The 17,475-nt window shown below is 43.2% G+C and carries 13 protein-coding genes; all 13 read left to right on the top strand.

Features of this window, described 5'->3' with window-relative positions; all coding sequences use genetic code 11:
* The 13 genes from ADH49_RS06405 to glnA all read left to right on the top strand — a co-directional run bounded on the left by ADH49_RS06405 (position 1) and on the right by glnA (position 17,412).
* Positions 1-1,257: a DNA recombination protein RmuC gene (locus ADH49_RS06405; protein ID WP_048690862.1), complete on the top strand. Its 1,257-nt coding sequence runs from the start codon at positions 1-3 to the stop codon at positions 1,255-1,257.
* Positions 1,244-2,194, top strand: a complete 951-nt coding sequence (locus tag ADH49_RS06400) for a 3'-5' exoribonuclease YhaM family protein (RefSeq protein WP_048690860.1) — start codon at positions 1,244-1,246, stop codon at positions 2,192-2,194. Before ADH49_RS06405 ends, ADH49_RS06400 begins: the two co-directional genes overlap by 14 nt.
* Positions 2,195-2,325: 131 nt before the next feature.
* Complete coding sequence (gene purR, locus ADH49_RS06395; RefSeq protein ID WP_048690858.1) at positions 2,326-3,150, top strand: pur operon repressor; 825 nt, start codon at positions 2,326-2,328, stop codon at positions 3,148-3,150.
* A gap of 21 nt (positions 3,151-3,171) precedes the next feature.
* Positions 3,172-3,708, top strand: coding sequence for a hypothetical protein (locus ADH49_RS06390; RefSeq protein WP_048690856.1), 537 nt, complete (start codon positions 3,172-3,174; stop codon positions 3,706-3,708).
* A gap of 216 nt (positions 3,709-3,924) precedes the next feature.
* On the top strand, positions 3,925-4,338 hold the full coding sequence (rpsL, locus tag ADH49_RS06385; protein WP_001142332.1) for a 30S ribosomal protein S12: 414 nt from the start codon (positions 3,925-3,927) through the stop codon (positions 4,336-4,338).
* A 19-nt stretch (positions 4,339-4,357) separates the two neighbouring features.
* Positions 4,358-4,828: a 30S ribosomal protein S7 gene (gene rpsG, locus ADH49_RS06380; RefSeq protein WP_003003105.1), complete on the top strand. Its 471-nt coding sequence runs from the start codon at positions 4,358-4,360 to the stop codon at positions 4,826-4,828.
* A gap of 265 nt (positions 4,829-5,093) precedes the next feature.
* Complete coding sequence (gene fusA, locus ADH49_RS06375) at positions 5,094-7,175, top strand: elongation factor G (protein WP_048690854.1); 2,082 nt, start codon at positions 5,094-5,096, stop codon at positions 7,173-7,175.
* A 254-nt stretch (positions 7,176-7,429) separates the two neighbouring features.
* Positions 7,430-8,440, top strand: a complete 1,011-nt coding sequence (gene gap / locus ADH49_RS06370; RefSeq protein WP_006595530.1) for a type I glyceraldehyde-3-phosphate dehydrogenase — start codon at positions 7,430-7,432, stop codon at positions 8,438-8,440.
* Positions 8,441-8,709: 269 nt separating this feature from the next.
* On the top strand, positions 8,710-13,509 hold the full coding sequence (locus ADH49_RS06365; protein WP_048690851.1) for an endo-beta-N-acetylglucosaminidase: 4,800 nt from the start codon (positions 8,710-8,712) through the stop codon (positions 13,507-13,509).
* A 200-nt stretch (positions 13,510-13,709) separates the two neighbouring features.
* The gene (locus ADH49_RS06360) at positions 13,710-14,909 is read left to right on the top strand and encodes a phosphoglycerate kinase (protein WP_048690849.1); all 1,200 of its coding nucleotides are present in this window, start codon (positions 13,710-13,712) and stop codon (positions 14,907-14,909) included.
* A 146-nt stretch (positions 14,910-15,055) separates the two neighbouring features.
* Entirely contained in the window at positions 15,056-15,589 is a 534-nt protein-coding gene (locus ADH49_RS06355) for an FUSC family protein (protein ID WP_048690848.1), read from the top strand.
* 69 nt (positions 15,590-15,658) lie between these two features.
* On the top strand, positions 15,659-16,024 hold the full coding sequence (locus ADH49_RS06350; RefSeq protein ID WP_048690846.1) for a MerR family transcriptional regulator: 366 nt from the start codon (positions 15,659-15,661) through the stop codon (positions 16,022-16,024).
* Positions 16,025-16,065: 41 nt separating this feature from the next.
* On the top strand, positions 16,066-17,412 hold the full coding sequence (gene glnA / locus ADH49_RS06345; RefSeq protein ID WP_048690843.1) for a type I glutamate--ammonia ligase: 1,347 nt from the start codon (positions 16,066-16,068) through the stop codon (positions 17,410-17,412).
* Positions 17,413-17,475 lie beyond the last annotated feature (63 nt).

Raw genomic sequence — 17,475 nt, 5'->3', positions numbered from 1 at the left:
ATGGAAATAATCCTTTTTGTATTAGGAGTGGGAAATCTTGTCTTGCTCTTCTTGCTCTACCAGCAACGGACAGCTGATAACAAACAGGTCCGTGACTTACTGGAAGACCAAGAAGATCATCTTTCGGATCAGCTGGATTACCGATTTGAGAGAGAGCGACAAGCTCAGCAAATCACTGGCCAGCAGATAGAGATGGCGATCAGTGACCGTCTTATGGAATTACGGACAGAAATGCATCAGCAAACGACTGCTTTACGAACAGAACTTGCTGAGAGTTTCACTAAAAACCGAGACAAAACGGACGAGCGGATGCAACAGATTCAAGCTTCCAATGATTTGCGCTTGGAGCAGATGCGTCAAACGGTCGAAGAAAAGTTGGAAAAAACCTTGCACAGTCGTCTTCAAACCTCTTTTGAGACGGTCTCCAAACAATTGGAGTCGGTCAATAAAGGTCTTGGGGAAATGCAGACGGTCGCTAGAGATGTGGGAAGTCTCAATAAGGTTCTTTCTAACACGAAAACCCGTGGGATTATGGGAGAACTCCAACTCGGCCAGATCATCGAAGATATCCTAACTCCCGCCCAATATGAAAGAGAGTTTGTAACAGTTCCCCATTCCAGCGAACGCGTCGAGTATGCCATCAAGATGCCTGGTCAGGTCAGAGGGGAATACGTCTATCTGCCAATCGACTCTAAGTTTCCTCTGGACGGTTATTACCGACTGGAAGAAGCCTATGAAAGTGGGGAGAAAGAGGAGATTGAACGGTGTCGCAAACTCCTATTGGCTAGTATCAAACAATTTGCTAAGGACATTCATCAAAAATACCTCTATCCGCCTGCCACTACTAATTTTGGGATTCTCTTTTTACCGACGGAAGGGCTCTATTCAGAAGTGGTCCGCGACCCAGCCTTCTTTGATCGCCTCCGAAGAGAGGAGCAGATCGTCGTCGCGGGGCCAAGTACGCTTTCAGCCTTGTTGAATTCCCTATCGGTTGGATTTAAGACCCTGAATATTCAACGAAGTGCGGATGATATTAGCAAGGTCCTTGCATCCGTCAAGACGGAGTTCCAAAAATTTGGAGGTGTTTTAGAAAAGACCCAACGGCAGTTGAAGCATGCCTCTGGCAATATTGATGACCTCTTAAACCGAAGAACAAATGCTATCGAGCGTACACTCCGAAACATTGAAACGTCAGAGAATCTAGATATAGAAAGCCTATTGAATTTAGAAGTTGGAGAAGATGATGGTCAAAATTAATCAAATGAAAAAAGACGAATTGTTTGAAGGTTTCTACCTCATTAAGTCAGCAGATCTTCGTCAGACACGTGCTGGAAAGAACTATCTTGCCTTTGTCTTCCAAGATGAGACAGGTACGATTGAAGGAAAATTGTGGGATGCTCAGCCACATAATGTGGAGCAGTTCCAAGCTGGTCGCGTCGTTCATATGAGCGGCCGTCGGGAAATTTACAACAATACGCCCCAGGTCAATCAGTTGACCTTGCGGTTGCCTCAAAGCGGGGAGCCATCAAATCCAGCAGACTTTAAGGAAAAGCCTCCAGTAAACCCAGTCGATTTGAAGGACTACCTATCGGGGATGATTTTCAAAATAGAAAATCCAGTTTGGCAACGTGTGGTGCGGGCGCTATACAGCAAGTATGACAAAGAGTTCTACTCTTATCCTGCGGCCAAAACCAACCACCATGCTTTTGAGACAGGCTTAGCTTATCACACAGCCACTATGGTTCGTTTGGCTGAGAGCATCTCTCAGGTGTATCCTCAATTAAACCAGAGTCTCCTCTATGCCGGTATCATGCTTCATGATCTTGCCAAGGTACTGGAGCTATCAGGGCCTGAAAATACAGAGTATACCGTTCGAGGAAACCTCATCGGGCACATCGCTCTGATCGATGAAGAAATTACCAAGGTCTTACAAGAGTTAAAGATTGACGATCAAAAAGAAGATGTGGTTGTGTTGCGCCATGTGATTTTGAGTCACCATGGTCTACTAGAATATGGTAGCCCGGTTCGTCCAAAAATCATGGAAGCCGAGATCATCCATATGATTGATAACCTAGATGCAGAAATGATGATGATGACTTCTGCCTTAGCTTTAGTTGGCCCTGGTGAGATGACCAATAAGATTTTTGCCTTGGACAATCGCTCCTTCTATAAGCCAAATTTAAAAGATTCGTAATGAACTGGCTTTAAATAAGCTGCTCTTAGTTTGTTAGTAAAAAAACCAAAAACGAATGTTGTGAGACTAACAATGTTCGTTTTTTGGTATAATATGGTATAATACAATAAAAAAAACTATGTGGAGAGAAAATGAAGCTAAGAAGAAGTGAGCGGATGGTTGTGATCTCGAATTACTTGATTAATCATCCCTACGAATTGACGAGTTTAAATACATTTGCCGAAAAATACGAATCTGCTAAATCATCTATTTCTGAGGACATTGTCATTATTAAACGGGCCTTTGAAGAAATGGAAATTGGAAGCATTGAAACTCTTACTGGTGCAGGTGGAGGGGTCATCTTTACACCATCGATTTCGGATGCAGATTCAAAAGAAATTGTCCAAAATTTGTGCAATCAATTGTCAGAAAGTAACCGGATTTTACCAGGTGGGTATATCTACCTTTCGGATTTGCTAAGTGATCCAAAAATCTTAAATAATATCGGACGCATTATTGCCAAGGCCTTCCGAGATCAAAAAATCGATGCAGTCATGACGGTGGCCACTAAGGGTGTTCCATTAGCAAACGCGGTAGCGAATGTCTTAAATGTTCCTTTTGTCATTGTACGACGCGATCTAAAAATTACAGAAGGCTCAACGGTCAGTGTCAACTACGTATCTGGTTCCAGTGGCGATCGGATTGAGAAAATGTTCCTATCTAAACGTAGTTTGAAAGCTGGAAGCCGTGTTCTGATTGTCGATGACTTCCTTAAAGGAGGGGGAACTATCAGTGGGATGGTCAGCCTCTTAGCTGAGTTCGATTCAGAGTTGGCAGGAGTTGCTATTTTTGCGGACAATGCTTCGGCTAGAAGTAAAGATTTATTTGATCACAAGTCACTTCTACGTGTGACCAATATTGATGTAGCAGAAAATAAAATTGATGTAGAAATCGGAAATATTTTTGATAAGGACTAAGCTGGAGAGGGAGAAAGGAAAATGAAAACAATTTTAGACCGTTTTGATCGTAGTCCCCTATGGCTTCGATTGGCAACGATATTCATCTTGACAGGAGTTCTTGTCGGTGGGCTTTATACGGTTCGTAAAAATTCTGCAGACCAAGTTACAGTAGTGAAGCGAGAAACCAAAAAAACAGGTTCTCTTCCTATTAAGAAGAAAGATCCTAAAAAAGCCAAAGAAGAAGAGGAAGCGAAAATCGCTGAAGCGGCTGAAAAAGCAGTTGCTCATTTTGAAACGACTGCAACTCAAGAAACCTTAACCGCTGCCAAAGAGGCCGTAGAAAAAGTGAAGGACGAAACCAAAAAACAGGCCTTTCAAGCTCGTATTCAGTACATTGTAGACTATTACGGAATGCAAACCAACCAGAATACTCAATCAACTGATACGAATCAAGCTAGCCAAACAGGTCAACCTCAGCAAGTCGTTCCAGCAGAAGTCCCTCAGTATCAGTCCAATGAGGTTCCTCAGGTTTCGAATGCTACCACACCAGCTGTAACGCAACAATCTGAACAATAATCTAGCGCGATTTTAAGAAGAAGCAATCGTGCAAAAAAGAGAAAAAAATCTTGACAGTGAAAGTGCCGCTATGTTACAATAATAGACGGTACTTTTTACTTTTGGTCTCTCAAGAGTGTACAGGGACGTGCTGACAAATGTTGCAAAAGTACACACAGATGGTAGCTGTCACCAAGTGTATCATCACCAAAAATAAAAAAATACAGGAGAATGTAGATGCCTACAATTAACCAATTGGTTCGCAAACCGCGTAAATCAAAAGTAGAAAAATCTAAATCACCAGCTTTGAACGTTGGTTACAACAGTCATAAAAAAGTTCAAACAAACGTTTCTTCACCACAAAAACGTGGTGTTGCAACTCGTGTTGGAACAATGACACCTAAAAAACCGAACTCTGCCCTTCGTAAATTCGCTCGTGTACGTTTGAGCAACTTGATCGAAGTTACTGCCTACATCCCAGGTATCGGACACAACTTGCAAGAGCACAGCGTGGTGCTTCTTCGCGGTGGACGTGTAAAAGACCTTCCAGGGGTACGTTACCATATCGTCCGTGGTGCACTTGATACTGCAGGTGTTAACGATCGTAAACAAGGCCGTTCTAAATACGGTACTAAACGTCCAAAAGCATAAGGAAAGGGGATAAAGAGAAATGAGTCGTAAAAATAGAGCTCCAAAGCGCGATGTATTGCCAGATCCGCTTTACAATTCACAACTAGTTACTCGTCTTATCAACCGCGTTATGCTTGATGGTAAACGTGGTACAGCAGCTTCAATCGTTTACGGTGCTTTTGAGCAAATCAAAGAAGCTACTGGAAATGACGCGCTTGAAGTATTTGAAACAGCAATGGAAAACATCATGCCTGTACTTGAAGTACGTGCACGTCGTGTTGGTGGATCTAACTACCAAGTCCCAGTTGAAGTTCGTCCAGAACGTCGTACAACACTTGGTCTTCGTTGGTTGGTAACCATCGCTCGTCAACGTGGTGAGCACACAATGGTTGACCGCCTTGCTAAAGAAATCTTGGATGCTGCAAACAACACTGGTGCAGCTGTTAAGAAACGTGAAGACACTCACCGTATGGCTGAAGCTAACCGTGCCTTCGCACACTTCCGCTGGTAAGATTAAGATACCAAGAGCGCAAAAGGCCCAAGGCAAAAATAGGAAACTGATACAGTGTTCCATGAACACAAGGCAGTTTATCTTTTTTGCGCCGGGCCTCGCTCGGGTTCAAATCGGCTAACTAACTTTAGCCTGGGTTCAATTGAGCTCAAATCAGCTAAACCAAACAGAATAAACAATGAGAACGGGTAGGTCCTGCCTATCCGTTTTTGTTAAATCATGTTATAATAGTATAGAAATAAAAAATATAGGAGAACAAAACCTCATGGCACGCGAATTTTCACTTGAAAAAACTCGTAATATCGGTATCATGGCCCACGTCGATGCTGGTAAAACAACTACAACTGAGCGTATCCTTTACTACACTGGTAAGATTCACAAAATCGGTGAAACTCACGAAGGTGCGTCACAAATGGACTGGATGGAGCAAGAGCAAGAACGTGGTATCACCATCACATCTGCTGCGACAACCGCTCAATGGAAAGACACTCGTGTTAACATCATCGACACACCAGGACACGTGGACTTCACGATCGAAGTACAACGTTCACTCCGTGTTTTGGACGGTGCTGTAACGGTTCTTGACTCACAATCAGGTGTTGAGCCTCAAACAGAAACAGTTTGGCGTCAAGCGACTGAATACCGTGTTCCTCGTATCGTATTTGCGAACAAGATGGATAAAATCGGTGCTGACTTCCTTTACTCAGTAAGCACACTTCATGATCGTCTTCAAGCAAACGCACACCCAATTCAATTGCCAATCGGTTCAGAAGATGACTTCCGTGGAATCATCGACTTGATCAAGATGAAAGCTGAAATCTACACCAACGACCTTGGTACAGACATTCTTGAAGAAGATATCCCAGCTGAATACCTTGACCAAGCTCAAGAATACCGTGAAAAATTGGTTGAAGCAGTTGCTGAAACTGATGAAGACTTGATGATGAAATACCTTGAAGGTGAAGAAATCACTAACGAAGAATTGAAAGCTGCTATCCGTAAAGCAACTATCAATGTTGAATTCTTCCCAGTATTGTGTGGTTCTGCCTTCAAGAACAAAGGGGTTCAATTGATGTTGGATGCAGTCCTTGACTACCTTCCAAGCCCACTTGATATCCCAGCGATTAAAGGTATCAACCCAGATACAGACGAACAAGAAGAACGTCCAGCATCTGATGAAGCACCATTTGCTGCGCTTGCCTTCAAGATCATGACTGACCCATTCGTAGGTCGTTTGACATTCTTCCGTGTGTACTCAGGTGTCTTGAACTCTGGATCTTACGTATTGAACACATCTAAAGGTAAACGTGAACGTATCGGACGTATCCTTCAAATGCACGCCAACACTCGTATGGAAATCGAAACAGTTTACTCTGGAGATATCGCAGCTGCTGTTGGTTTGAAAGATACAACAACTGGTGACTCATTGACTGATGAGAAAGCAAAAGTTATCCTTGAGTCAATCGAAGTTCCAGAACCAGTTATCCAATTGATGGTTGAGCCAAAATCTAAAGCAGACCAAGATAAGATGGGTATTGCCCTTCAAAAATTGGCTGAAGAAGATCCAACATTCCGCGTTGAAACAAACCCTGAAACTGGTGAAACAGTTATCTCTGGTATGGGTGAGTTGCACTTGGATGTCCTTGTTGACCGTATGAAACGTGAATTCAAGGTTGAAGCAAACGTTGGTGCTCCTCAAGTATCTTACCGTGAAACATTCCGCGCTTCTACACAAGCACGTGGATTCTTCAAACGTCAATCTGGTGGTAAAGGTCAGTTTGGTGATGTTTGGATCGAATTTACTCCAAACGAAGAAGGTAAAGGATTCGAGTTCGAAAATGCGATCGTCGGTGGTGTGGTTCCACGTGAATTCATCCCTGCAGTAGAAAAAGGACTTCAAGAATCTATGGCTAACGGTGTACTTGCTGGCTACCCAATGGTTGACGTAAAAGCGAAGCTTTACGATGGATCATACCACGATGTCGACTCATCTGAAACTGCCTTCAAGATCGCTGCATCTCTTGCTCTTAAAGAAGCAGCTAAATCAGCACAACCAGCTATTCTTGAACCAATGATGCTTGTAACTATCACAGTTCCTGAAGAAAACCTTGGGGATGTTATGGGTCACGTAACTGCTCGTCGTGGACGTGTAGACGGTATGGAAGCACACGGTGCAAGCCAAATCGTTCGTGCTTATGTACCACTTGCTGAAATGTTCGGTTACGCTACTGTCCTTCGTTCTGCAACTCAAGGACGTGGTACTTTCATGATGGTATTTGACCACTACGAAGATGTACCGAAATCAGTACAAGAAGAAATCATTAAAAAAGCTAAAGGTGAAGCATAATTTTACCGTCTAGCTAAAAGCTTTCCTCCTATGAGGAAAGCTTTTTTGATTCGAAAAGAGCTTTAGACCTCTTCCTCATAAGAGATAGTGAAAATGAATATGAAAGTTTGTGTAATATTTCTAATCCTAATGAAATCAGTTGCATTTTAGGGGAAGAAAGTATATAATAATATTGTTGAAAGATGATTTGTAACCTATCAAGTTACTCTTTTCACATAAAAAATTTTTTGATTTTCATAAGGAGGAAATCACGAATGGTAGTTAAAGTTGGTATTAACGGTTTCGGTCGTATCGGTCGTCTTGCTTTCCGTCGTATCCAAAACGTAGAAGGTGTTGAAGTTACTCGCATCAACGACCTTACAGATCCAGTTATGCTTGCACACTTGTTGAAATATGACACAACTCAAGGTCGTTTCGATGGTACTGTGGAAGTTAAAGAAGGTGGATTCGAAGTTAACGGTAAATTCGTTAAAGTTTCTGCTGAACGTGATCCAGAACAAATCGACTGGGCTAACGACGGTGTAGAAATCGTTCTTGAAGCAACTGGTTTCTTTGCTAAGAAAGAAGCTGCTGAAAAACACTTGCACCCAGGTGGAGCTAAGAAAGTTGTTATCACTGCTCCTGGTGGAAATGACGTTAAAACAGTTGTATTTAACACTAACCACGACATTCTTGATGGTACTGAAACAGTTATCTCTGGTGCTTCATGTACTACAAACTGCTTGGCTCCAATGGCTAAAGCTCTTCAAGATAACTTCGGTGTTGTAGAAGGATTGATGACTACTATCCACGCTTACACTGGTGACCAAATGATCCTTGACGGACCACACCGTGGTGGTGACCTTCGTCGTGCTCGCGCTGGTGCAGCTAACATCGTTCCTAACTCAACTGGTGCTGCTAAAGCTATCGGTCTTGTAATCCCAGAATTGAACGGTAAATTGGACGGATCTGCACAACGCGTTCCAACTCCAACTGGATCAGTTACTGAATTGGTTGCAGTTCTTGAAAAGAACGTTACTGTTGATGAAGTAAATGCAGCTATGAAAGCAGCAGCTAACGAATCATACGGTTACACAGAAGATCCAATCGTATCTTCAGATATCGTAGGTATGGCTTACGGTTCATTGTTTGACGCAACTCAAACTAAAGTTCTTGACGTTGACGGTAAACAATTGGTTAAAGTTGTTTCATGGTATGACAACGAAATGTCTTACACTGCACAACTTGTTCGTACTCTTGAATACTTCGCAAAAATTGCTAAATAATTCATCTGTATGATGAGAGGAGGGTAACCTCCTCTTTTTTTGTACTTTTTTTAGACCTTCCTCATCATATTATAGGACTTGCCAAAATGGATTGACAGTGTTAACTGGATTCGGTATCCTATTCTTGATTGGAGATTTCTAATACAAAGAAATGAAAGCGATTACAAGTTGTAGAGGAAGGAGCCAATGGAAAGCGATTACAAGTTGTAGAGGAAGGAGCCAATGGAAATCGCTCAAGAAAAAGAAAAAATCCATTTGAGGAGGTCAAGATGAAAAGTCATCAATTTGAAAAACAACAACGTTTTAGTATCCGAAAATTCAGTGTAGGAGTTTGTTCTGCATTGATTGGATTGGCATTTTTAGGAACGGGCGCAGTCTCAGCAGATGAGACGCATGCTACTAATGAACAACCCTTAGAAGCTTCCACAGCAAATACGGAAGATGTCAATCATTTGATCAGGGAAGCGGGAGTCTACACTGCAGATGCTGCTTTGCCAACTGCTGAAACAGCAAAACCAGTTGAGGGGGCAACTCCAGCAACTCCAGAATCAGGTCCTGCAAGCACTGAAGCTAGCCCGACGACAGATACTCCAGCCGTTTCAGCGACAGAACAACCAAAAGCAGTCGCAGAAAAAGTAGAAGATTTACCAACCAATGAAGAAAAACAATTAAGACCGAAAGAAGTTAAGTTCGATACCTGGGACGATCTCTTGAAGTGGGAACCAGGAAAACGAGTGGATGACGATATGAACAGAGCAAGCGTCCCACTTGCGAGTCGTTTTCAAGGGAAGCAAATCAACGAGCAAGCCAACCCAGATGCAAAGATTCAAGCCCTTTCTAACATGAACTCAAAGGCTAAGGATCATGCTTCCGTCGGTGGGGAAGAGTTTAAGGCTTATGCTTTTGACTACTGGCAATATTTGGATTCTATGGTCTTTTGGGAAGGACTTGTCCCTTCAGCAGACGTGATTGATGCGGCTCATAGAAATGGGGTTCCCATCTACGGAACACTCTTTTACAACTGGTCTAGTAGCATCAAGGATCAAGAGCGCTTTGCAGAAACCTTGAAAGAAGATAGTGAAGGTTCAAAAACCTTCCCGATTGCTCGGAAATTGGTTGATCTAGCCAAGTACTATGGTTTCGATGGCTACTTTATCAATCAAGAAACAACAGGGAACTTAGTAGAGCCTTTGGGGCCAAAATTAAGAGATTTCCTTCTTTATACCAAGGAATATGCGAAGAGCGTCAACTATCCGATCAAGTACTCTTGGTATGATGCCATGACCTATGAATATGGTCGCTACCATGAAAATGCACTGGGTGAATACAACTACAATTTCATGCAACCTGAAAATGGGGAAAATCCAGTTGATACCTTCTTTGCCAACTTTAACTGGGGCAAATCAGAAGTCGATTATTCGATCAGTACAGCCAAATGGATTCATCGGAATCCTTATGATGTTCTAGCTGGACTTGAGCTCCAAAAAGGAGGCTCTTATAAGACTAATGTAGACTGGAATGCCATTTTAGATGAACATGGCAAGCTGCGTCTATCTCTTGGTCTTTATGCGCCAGATACCATTACGGGTCTAGGAAAGACAGGAGAAGGTTACCATACCCACGAAGATCTCTTCTGGACTGGTTTCCAAGGGGATCCAACCAAAGGAAAACCAGCAGACCAATCTTGGTATGGCATGTCCAATCTAGTAGTGGATAAAACGCCAATCATAAACGCTGATTTTAATACGTCCTTTAATACTGGTCACGGGAAATATTGGTTCGTAGATGGAAAAATTTCAAAAGATAGTGAATGGAATTATCGTTCTGTTTCTGGCTACCTTCCAACATGGCGTTGGTGGGTGGAGCATAGTGAAGACAGCACTCCGTTGAAGGGACGTTATGATTTTGATCAAGCCTTTAACGGAGGGAACTCTTTAACCTTTGAAGGGGATTTGAAAGCTAATAGCAGCCAAAATGTCATGCTCTATTCGACCAAAATCCCTGTGACAGAAACGACCAAGTTGAGCGTCTCTCACAAGGGTGGGGTTGGTGCAGCTGCTTGGATAGCTGTTGCTACAAAAGAAGACTACTCCGAATATGTATGGAAGGAATTGACGCCAAGCGCAGATTGGTCAACTCAAACCTTCGATTTGGGAGACCTGGCTGGCAAGACCATTTATGCGATTAAATTATTCTTTGATCATGATGCAGATGTCAAAGATTACAAGTTCAACCTCGGTCAATTGTCGATTACGTCGAACCAAGAAAAACCAGTAGCCCCATCTGAAGTGACTGTTCGGGCAAAACGCCTACAAAATGCCCAGGAAGCAGAAGCGGTCCTCAATTTTAAAGGGGTAGCGGACGCAGATTATTATGAAGTCTACGAAAAAGATGGCGACAACTGGCGTCTCTTAACAGGATCTTCTGCGACAACCGTCTATCTACCAAAAGTTAGCCGTTCAGCAAGTGCTGAAGGAACGACTCAGGACCTCAAGGTCGTTGCAGTTGGGAAGAATGGCCAACGTTCAGATGCAGGGACTGTGGCCTTTGATTGGGGCATGACCGTGTCAGATACCAGTCTTCCAAAAGCTCTAGCACCAAACGTGGTCATCGGAGCCAAAGTGATCGGTTCGAGCTTCCCAGATGCGGATGGTAGTGAAGGCATCGAAGGTATGTTAAATGGTACCATTACCAGTCTTTCAGATAAATGGTCTTCTGCTCAATTGAGTGGAACCGTCGATATTCGCTTGACACAACCACGGACCATTGTTCGTTGGGTGATGGACCATGCCGGTGCGGGTGGAGAATCTGTCGACGATGGCAAGATGAATACCCGTGACTTCGACCTTTACTACAAGGATGAAGCGGGTGAATGGAAGCTCGCTAAGGAAGTTCGTGGCAATAAAGCCCATGTGTCCGACATTACACTCGACCATCCAATCAAGGCTCAAGAATGGCGTCTCCATGTCATTACGGCAGATAACGGAACCCCATGGCAAGCCATCCGGATTTACAACTGGAAGATGTATGAAAGTCTGGATACGGAAACGGTCAACATCCCGATGAAACATGCTGCAGCGCAAAACTTAGGCAATCATTTTGTCCAAGTCGGCTTCAAAGATGTACCGGCCAATACCACACTGACTCTTTATGCCGATAAAGAAGCGACTAGCCCAATTGCGACCATGACAGCCAATCAAGCTGGAAATCTGATCTTTAAACCACTGGCTTTTGAATCAACCCCATCTCTTCTCTACTATCGTGCGCAAGAACCTGGCAAAGATATCAGTAATGTTCTAGCGATCGAAGTTCCAAAAAATGATAAAGAAATTGCGGGACTTCAATTTGAAGATGGTTTGACCAAGAAGGTTTACCGGGAAGGGGATGCTCTTTCCTTGAAAGGGGCGACTCTCCGTGTTCATTATAAAGATGGCCAAGCAGATCAACTGGTCAACCTCACCAACTCAGGTGTAGAGATTCATGGATTTGACAGTAGCAAGCTTGGAGAACAACACCTAGAAGTTTCTTACCTTGGTCAGAAATTGGATAAGACTCTCACTGTTTTTGTGGTCAGTGCAGAGGAAGCAGGTGAAAAAGCAGTTGCTGGTCTAGAATTGACCGACAAACCAAAAGTAGAATATATCGTCGGCGAAGCATTGGAAAAAGAAGGCGGACGCTTTACAGTTGTCTTTGATGATGAAACAACCGAAACGCACGCCTTGACCGATGAAGGGGTTGAAGTAACTGGTTTTGATGCGAGCAAGGAAGGCCGTCAAACCATCACTATCCATTACAAAGGAGCTAGCACAAGCTTTGATGTCCTCGTTAATCCAAAACCAGCTCTCAACGATGAATACCTCAAGCAAAAATTGGCTGAAGCTGAAGCTGCAAAAGCCAAAGTAGACTTTACATTTGCTAGTCCTGAAGTCAAAGAAGCCTTGCTGGCTGGAATGGCTGCTTCTGAAAAAGTCTTGAAAGAGCATGATACCAGCACACAAGATCAAGTCAATGAGCAGTTGAACCAATTGACCGCTCTCTTGAAAGCCTTGGATGGACAAGCTAATCTAGTCAAAGAGAAAGAAGCTCTTTCTGCTCTGACAGAGGAAGCGACCGCTCTATTAGCAAGTAAGCCAAACCACCCTTCTGGTGACGCTTTACAGTCACTGGTTGAGAAAAATAAAGAACTCCTAGCTTCTTCAGAACTCACTCCTGAAGCGTTCGCAACCGCAAAAACAGGTCTAGAAACATTGATTGCGCTCCTGAAAGAAGATAAGCCAGCGGTCTTTGTAGACCCTGTGACTGGAGTCGAAGTTCAATTCTCTAACTTGGAGACTACTGCTATTAAGGGACTAAAAGTCGCGAAAGTTGAAGCCAATCAGGCAGAAAAAGAAGAGCTGAAGGAACGAGAAGCGACTATCTTTGATATCGAAGGAGTCGATGCAAGTGGTCAGGATGTCGATACCCAGCATCCATCCCTTGTGAAAATCCCTGTGGATAAGGATAAAGAAGTGGAGCAAGTTCTCTTCTTCCCAGAAGGTCAAGCACCTCAATCCTTAGCCTTTGAGCGAGAAGGAGATACCGTTATCTTTACAGCTCCTCACTTTACCCACTATGCGATTGTCTATAAGTCAGCAAAAACGGAAGGACCAGATCAACCGATCCAACCAGAAGAACCTGCTAAACCTGATCAGCCTGTTCAACCAGAGGAGCCTACTAAACCGGATCAACCAGCGACACCAGATCAACCAGTTCAGCCGGAGAATCCAACAAAACCAGAACAACCGGATGGCAATCAACCGACACCAGAACAAGTGAATCCGACGAAACCAACTGATCCATTGAATCAAAAGGAAAACGGATCAGACCTTCTGGATCAACGAGTTCAACAAGTTTTGAGTCGCTATTTAACACCATCTAAAGAAGGAACTTCTCAACAAGATCAAGCTAGCAAAGATACTGATAAGGAATTGCCAACAACGGCAAGTTTAGAGGCTACGTTTGCAGTAGAAGCAGTTCTCCTAGCAGCGCTTGGTGGTTTCCTCTTAGCTGGCAAGAAGAAAGAAGAGTAACTTTTTAAGCGTCTTTAAAAGTTAAATTCAATCGTAAACCTCCTTTGTAAAAAACAAGGGAGGTTTTATGATGCAGATCCTAATCGAGGTGCAACACTCCTGACTAGCTAATAAGAGGTAGAAATCCACTATTTTTCTACCTCTTTTACAGCTTTTGTGATATAATTATCATGTATTAAAAATAGAAGGAGTCATATCCAATGGCAAAATTGACTGTTAAAGACGTTGACTTGAAAGGGAAAAAAGTTCTCGTTCGTGTTGACTTCAACGTACCTGTAAAAGATGGCGTGATCACAAACGACAACCGTATCACTGCTGCTCTTCCAACAATCAAGTACATCCTTGAGCAAGGTGGACGTGCAATCCTCTTCTCTCACCTTGGACGTGTAAAAGAAGAAGCCGACAAAGAAGGTAAATCACTTGCTCCTGTAGCGGCTGACTTGGCTGCTAAATTGGGTCAAGACGTTGCTTTCCTTCCAGGTGTTACTCGTGGTGCTGAATTGGAAGCAGCGATTAACGCTCTTGAAGATGGACAAGTTCTCTTGGTTGAAAACACTCGTTACGAAGATGTTGACGGCAAGAAAGAATCTAAAAACGATCCTGAACTTGGTAAATACTGGGCATCACTTGGAGATGGTATCTTCGTAAACGATGCATTCGGTACAGCTCACCGTGCACACGCATCTAACGTTGGTATCTCAGCAAACGTTGAAAAAGCTGTTGCTGGATTCCTTCTTGAAAACGAAATTGCTTACATCCAAGAAGCTGTTGAAGCTCCAGAACGTCCATTCGTAGCGATCCTTGGTGGTTCAAAAGTTTCAGACAAGATCGGTGTGATCGAAAACTTGCTTGAAAAAGCTGATAAAGTTCTTATCGGTGGTGGGATGACTTACACATTCTACAAAGCGCAAGGGATCGAAATCGGTAACTCACTTGTTGAAGAAGACAAATTGGATGTTGCAAAAGCTCTTCTTGAAAAAGCAAATGGTAAATTGATCTTGCCAGTTGACTCAAAAGAAGCAAACGCATTTGCTGACTACACTGAAGTGAAAGACACTGAAGGTGAAGCAGTAGACCCAGGTTTCCTTGGTTTGGATATCGGTCCTAAATCTATCGCTAAATTCGACGAAGCTTTGACTGGTGCGAAAACAGTTGTATGGAACGGACCTATGGGTGTATTTGAAAACCCTGACTTCCAAGCTGGTACAATCGGTGTAATGGACGCTATTGTGAAACAACCAGGCGTTAAATCAATCATCGGTGGTGGTGACTCAGCTGCCGCAGCGATCAACCTTGGACGTGCAGACAAGTTCTCATGGATCTCTACTGGTGGTGGAGCATCAATGGAACTTCTTGAAGGTAAAGTTCTTCCAGGACTTGCAGCATTGACTGAAAAATAAGACGGTTCCTCATGAACCATAGAAGAAGCACCGAAAGGTGCTTTTTCTATTGGATGTGAGTAGAAGGAAGCTAGTCGATCTTCATTTCCCCGCTTGAACCTTTCTAGAAATATGTTAGAATAAAAGAGATAGAAAGATAGGGGACAATGGATTACTTTAAACGACATAAATTTGACCGTTCCAAATTTCGATTAGGAATGCGAACCTTCAAAACAGGGATAGCCGTTTTTCTGGTTCTATTGATTTTTGGTATCTTTGGCTGGCGGGGCTTGCAGATTGGGGCGCTGACAGCTGTCTTTAGTTTGAGAGAAGATTTTGATAAGAGTGTTCACTTCGGAGCTTCGCGCGTGATGGGTAACAGCATCGGTGGTTTTTATGCCCTGCTGTTCTTTATGATCAAGATTCTCTTCCACAATGCTTTTTGGGTGACCCTGATTTTTGTGCCCATTGCGACCATGTTAACCATAATGACAAACGTCGCTATGAACAACAAAGCTGGAATCATCGGTGGAGTTTCAGCCATGTTGATCATCACCCTCTCCATTCCGACAGGAGAAACGTTCCTATATGTTTTTGCCCGCATCTTTGAAACCTTTATCGGAGTCTTCGTTGCGATTTTAGTCAATTCAGATGTGGATCGGATTCGGGACTTTATAAAAGAAAGAAAAAAAACCATGTGAGATTATGTGACATTTTAATCTTGACATCGGTTTTTTTTGCGTTATAATAGAATAGAAAGGGGGTCTTGTATGAAAGAAAAGGAATTAAGACGAACGTTAGCGGTCTTTCCGATTGGTAGTGTTATGAAATTGACAGATTTAACAGCTCGTCAAATTCGCTACTACGAAGATCAACAACTCATTACTCCAGATCGTACAGAGGGCAATCGTCGGATGTTTTCTCTCAACGATATGGATCGCCTGTTGGAAATTAAGGATTATTTATCTGAAGGCCTTAATATTGCAGGAATTAAAAAACGGATTGCTGAGAAAGAAGCTCAACGTCAAGCTGCCAAGATTATCAGTGAAAAGGATGTCCGCAAGGCCCTTCACCGTGATATTCTCCAGCAAAGCCGCTTTCATACGACCTCATCGCCATATGGTCAGTTACGCTGATCATTCTTTTTGCTTAATGCTATACTCATAAGGAGACACACATGTCAATTACTGTTGAAGATATTCGTCGCGAAGTCAAAGAAAAAAATGTAACCTTTATTCGGTTGATGTTCTCAGATATCTTAGGGACCATGAAAAATGTTGAAATTCCAGCGACAGATGAACAGTTGGAAAAGGTTCTCTCAAACAAGGCCATGTTTGATGGATCTTCTATCGAGGGGTTTGTTCGGATTAATGAGTCTGATATGTATCTCTATCCAGACTTGGACTCTTGGACGGTTTTCCCTTGGGGAGATGAGAACGGTAGTGTCGCAGGCTTGATTTGTGATGTCTATACAACAGAAGGGGAACCTTTTGCAGGAGACCCACGTGGAAACCTCAAACGTGCCCTTCGTCACATGGAAGAAGTTGGCTTCAAATCTTTCAACCTTGGACCAGAGCCAGAGTTCTTCCTCTTTAAGCTCGATGAAAATGGGGATCCAACTCTTGAAGTGAATGACAAGGGTGGCTATTTTGACTTGGCGCCTACAGACCTTGCTGATAACACTCGCCGTGAGATCGTCAATGTCTTGACTCAAATGGGATTTGAAGTAGAAGCCAGTCACCACGAAGTGGCCGTAGGTCAGCATGAAATTGACTTTAAGTACGATGAAGTGCTTCGTGCTTGTGACAAGATTCAAATCTTTAAACTCGTTGTCAAAACCATTGCTCGCAAACATGGTTTGTATGCAACCTTTATGGCTAAGCCAAAATTTGGGATCGCTGGTTCCGGGATGCACTGCAATATGTCCTTGTTTGATGCGGAAGGAAACAATGCCTTCTTTGATCCAAGTGATCCAAAAGGAATGCAGTTGTCAGAAACAGCTTATCACTTCCTTGGCGGTTTGATCAAGCACGCCTACAACTACACAGCGATCATGAACCCAACCGTTAACTCCTACAAACGTTTGGTTCCAGGTTATGAAGCACCTGTTTACATCGCTTGGGCTGGTCGCAACCGTTCACCATTGGTTCGTGTACCTGCTTCACGCGGTATGGGAACACGTTTGGAATTGCGCTCAGTGGATCCAATGGCCAACCCTTATATTGCTATGGCTGTTCTTTTGGAAGTTGGTTTGCACGGGATTGAGAACAAAATCGAAGCACCGGCTCCTATCGAAGAAAACATCTACATCATGACTGCAGAAGAGCGGAAAGAAGCTGGAATCACTGACCTCCCATCTACCCTTCACAATGCTTTGAAAGCTTTGACCGAAGATGAAGTTGTTAAGGATGCTCTTGGCGAACATATCTATACCAGCTTCTTGGAAGCCAAACGGATCGAGTGGGCAAGCTATGCAACCTTTGTTTCACAATGGGAAATTGATAACTACTTGGACTTGTACTAAGCAAATTTATCCGAAAATGAGCTAGGTTTGATGACCTGGCTCATTTTTCATACAAAGAAAATG

Origin of the sequence: Streptococcus sp. 400_SSPC, from assembly GCF_001072745.1 — a bacterium.
Taxonomy (GTDB): Bacteria; Bacillota; Bacilli; order Lactobacillales; family Streptococcaceae; genus Streptococcus; species Streptococcus xiaochunlingii.
This window is presented reverse-complemented; position numbering and strand designations above follow the sequence as displayed.

Bases quoted from the DNA above. Each gene is read 5' to 3' on its own strand.
- ADH49_RS06405 (WP_048690862.1), top strand. From the start codon at position 1: ATGGAAATAATCCTTTTTGTATTAGGAGTGGGAAATCTTGTCTTGCTC.
- ADH49_RS06400 (WP_048690860.1), top strand. From the start codon at position 1,244: ATGGTCAAAATTAATCAAATGAAAAAAGACGAATTGTTTGAAGGTTTC.
- purR (WP_048690858.1), top strand. From the start codon at position 2,326: ATGAAGCTAAGAAGAAGTGAGCGGATGGTTGTGATCTCGAATTACTTG.
- ADH49_RS06390 (WP_048690856.1), top strand. From the start codon at position 3,172: ATGAAAACAATTTTAGACCGTTTTGATCGTAGTCCCCTATGGCTTCGA.
- rpsL (WP_001142332.1), top strand. From the start codon at position 3,925: ATGCCTACAATTAACCAATTGGTTCGCAAACCGCGTAAATCAAAAGTA.
- rpsG (WP_003003105.1), top strand. From the start codon at position 4,358: ATGAGTCGTAAAAATAGAGCTCCAAAGCGCGATGTATTGCCAGATCCG.
- fusA (WP_048690854.1), top strand. From the start codon at position 5,094: ATGGCACGCGAATTTTCACTTGAAAAAACTCGTAATATCGGTATCATG.
- gap (WP_006595530.1), top strand. From the start codon at position 7,430: ATGGTAGTTAAAGTTGGTATTAACGGTTTCGGTCGTATCGGTCGTCTT.
- ADH49_RS06365 (WP_048690851.1), top strand. From the start codon at position 8,710: ATGAAAAGTCATCAATTTGAAAAACAACAACGTTTTAGTATCCGAAAA.
- ADH49_RS06360 (WP_048690849.1), top strand. From the start codon at position 13,710: ATGGCAAAATTGACTGTTAAAGACGTTGACTTGAAAGGGAAAAAAGTT.
- ADH49_RS06355 (WP_048690848.1), top strand. From the start codon at position 15,056: ATGGATTACTTTAAACGACATAAATTTGACCGTTCCAAATTTCGATTA.
- ADH49_RS06350 (WP_048690846.1), top strand. From the start codon at position 15,659: ATGAAAGAAAAGGAATTAAGACGAACGTTAGCGGTCTTTCCGATTGGT.
- glnA (WP_048690843.1), top strand. From the start codon at position 16,066: ATGTCAATTACTGTTGAAGATATTCGTCGCGAAGTCAAAGAAAAAAAT.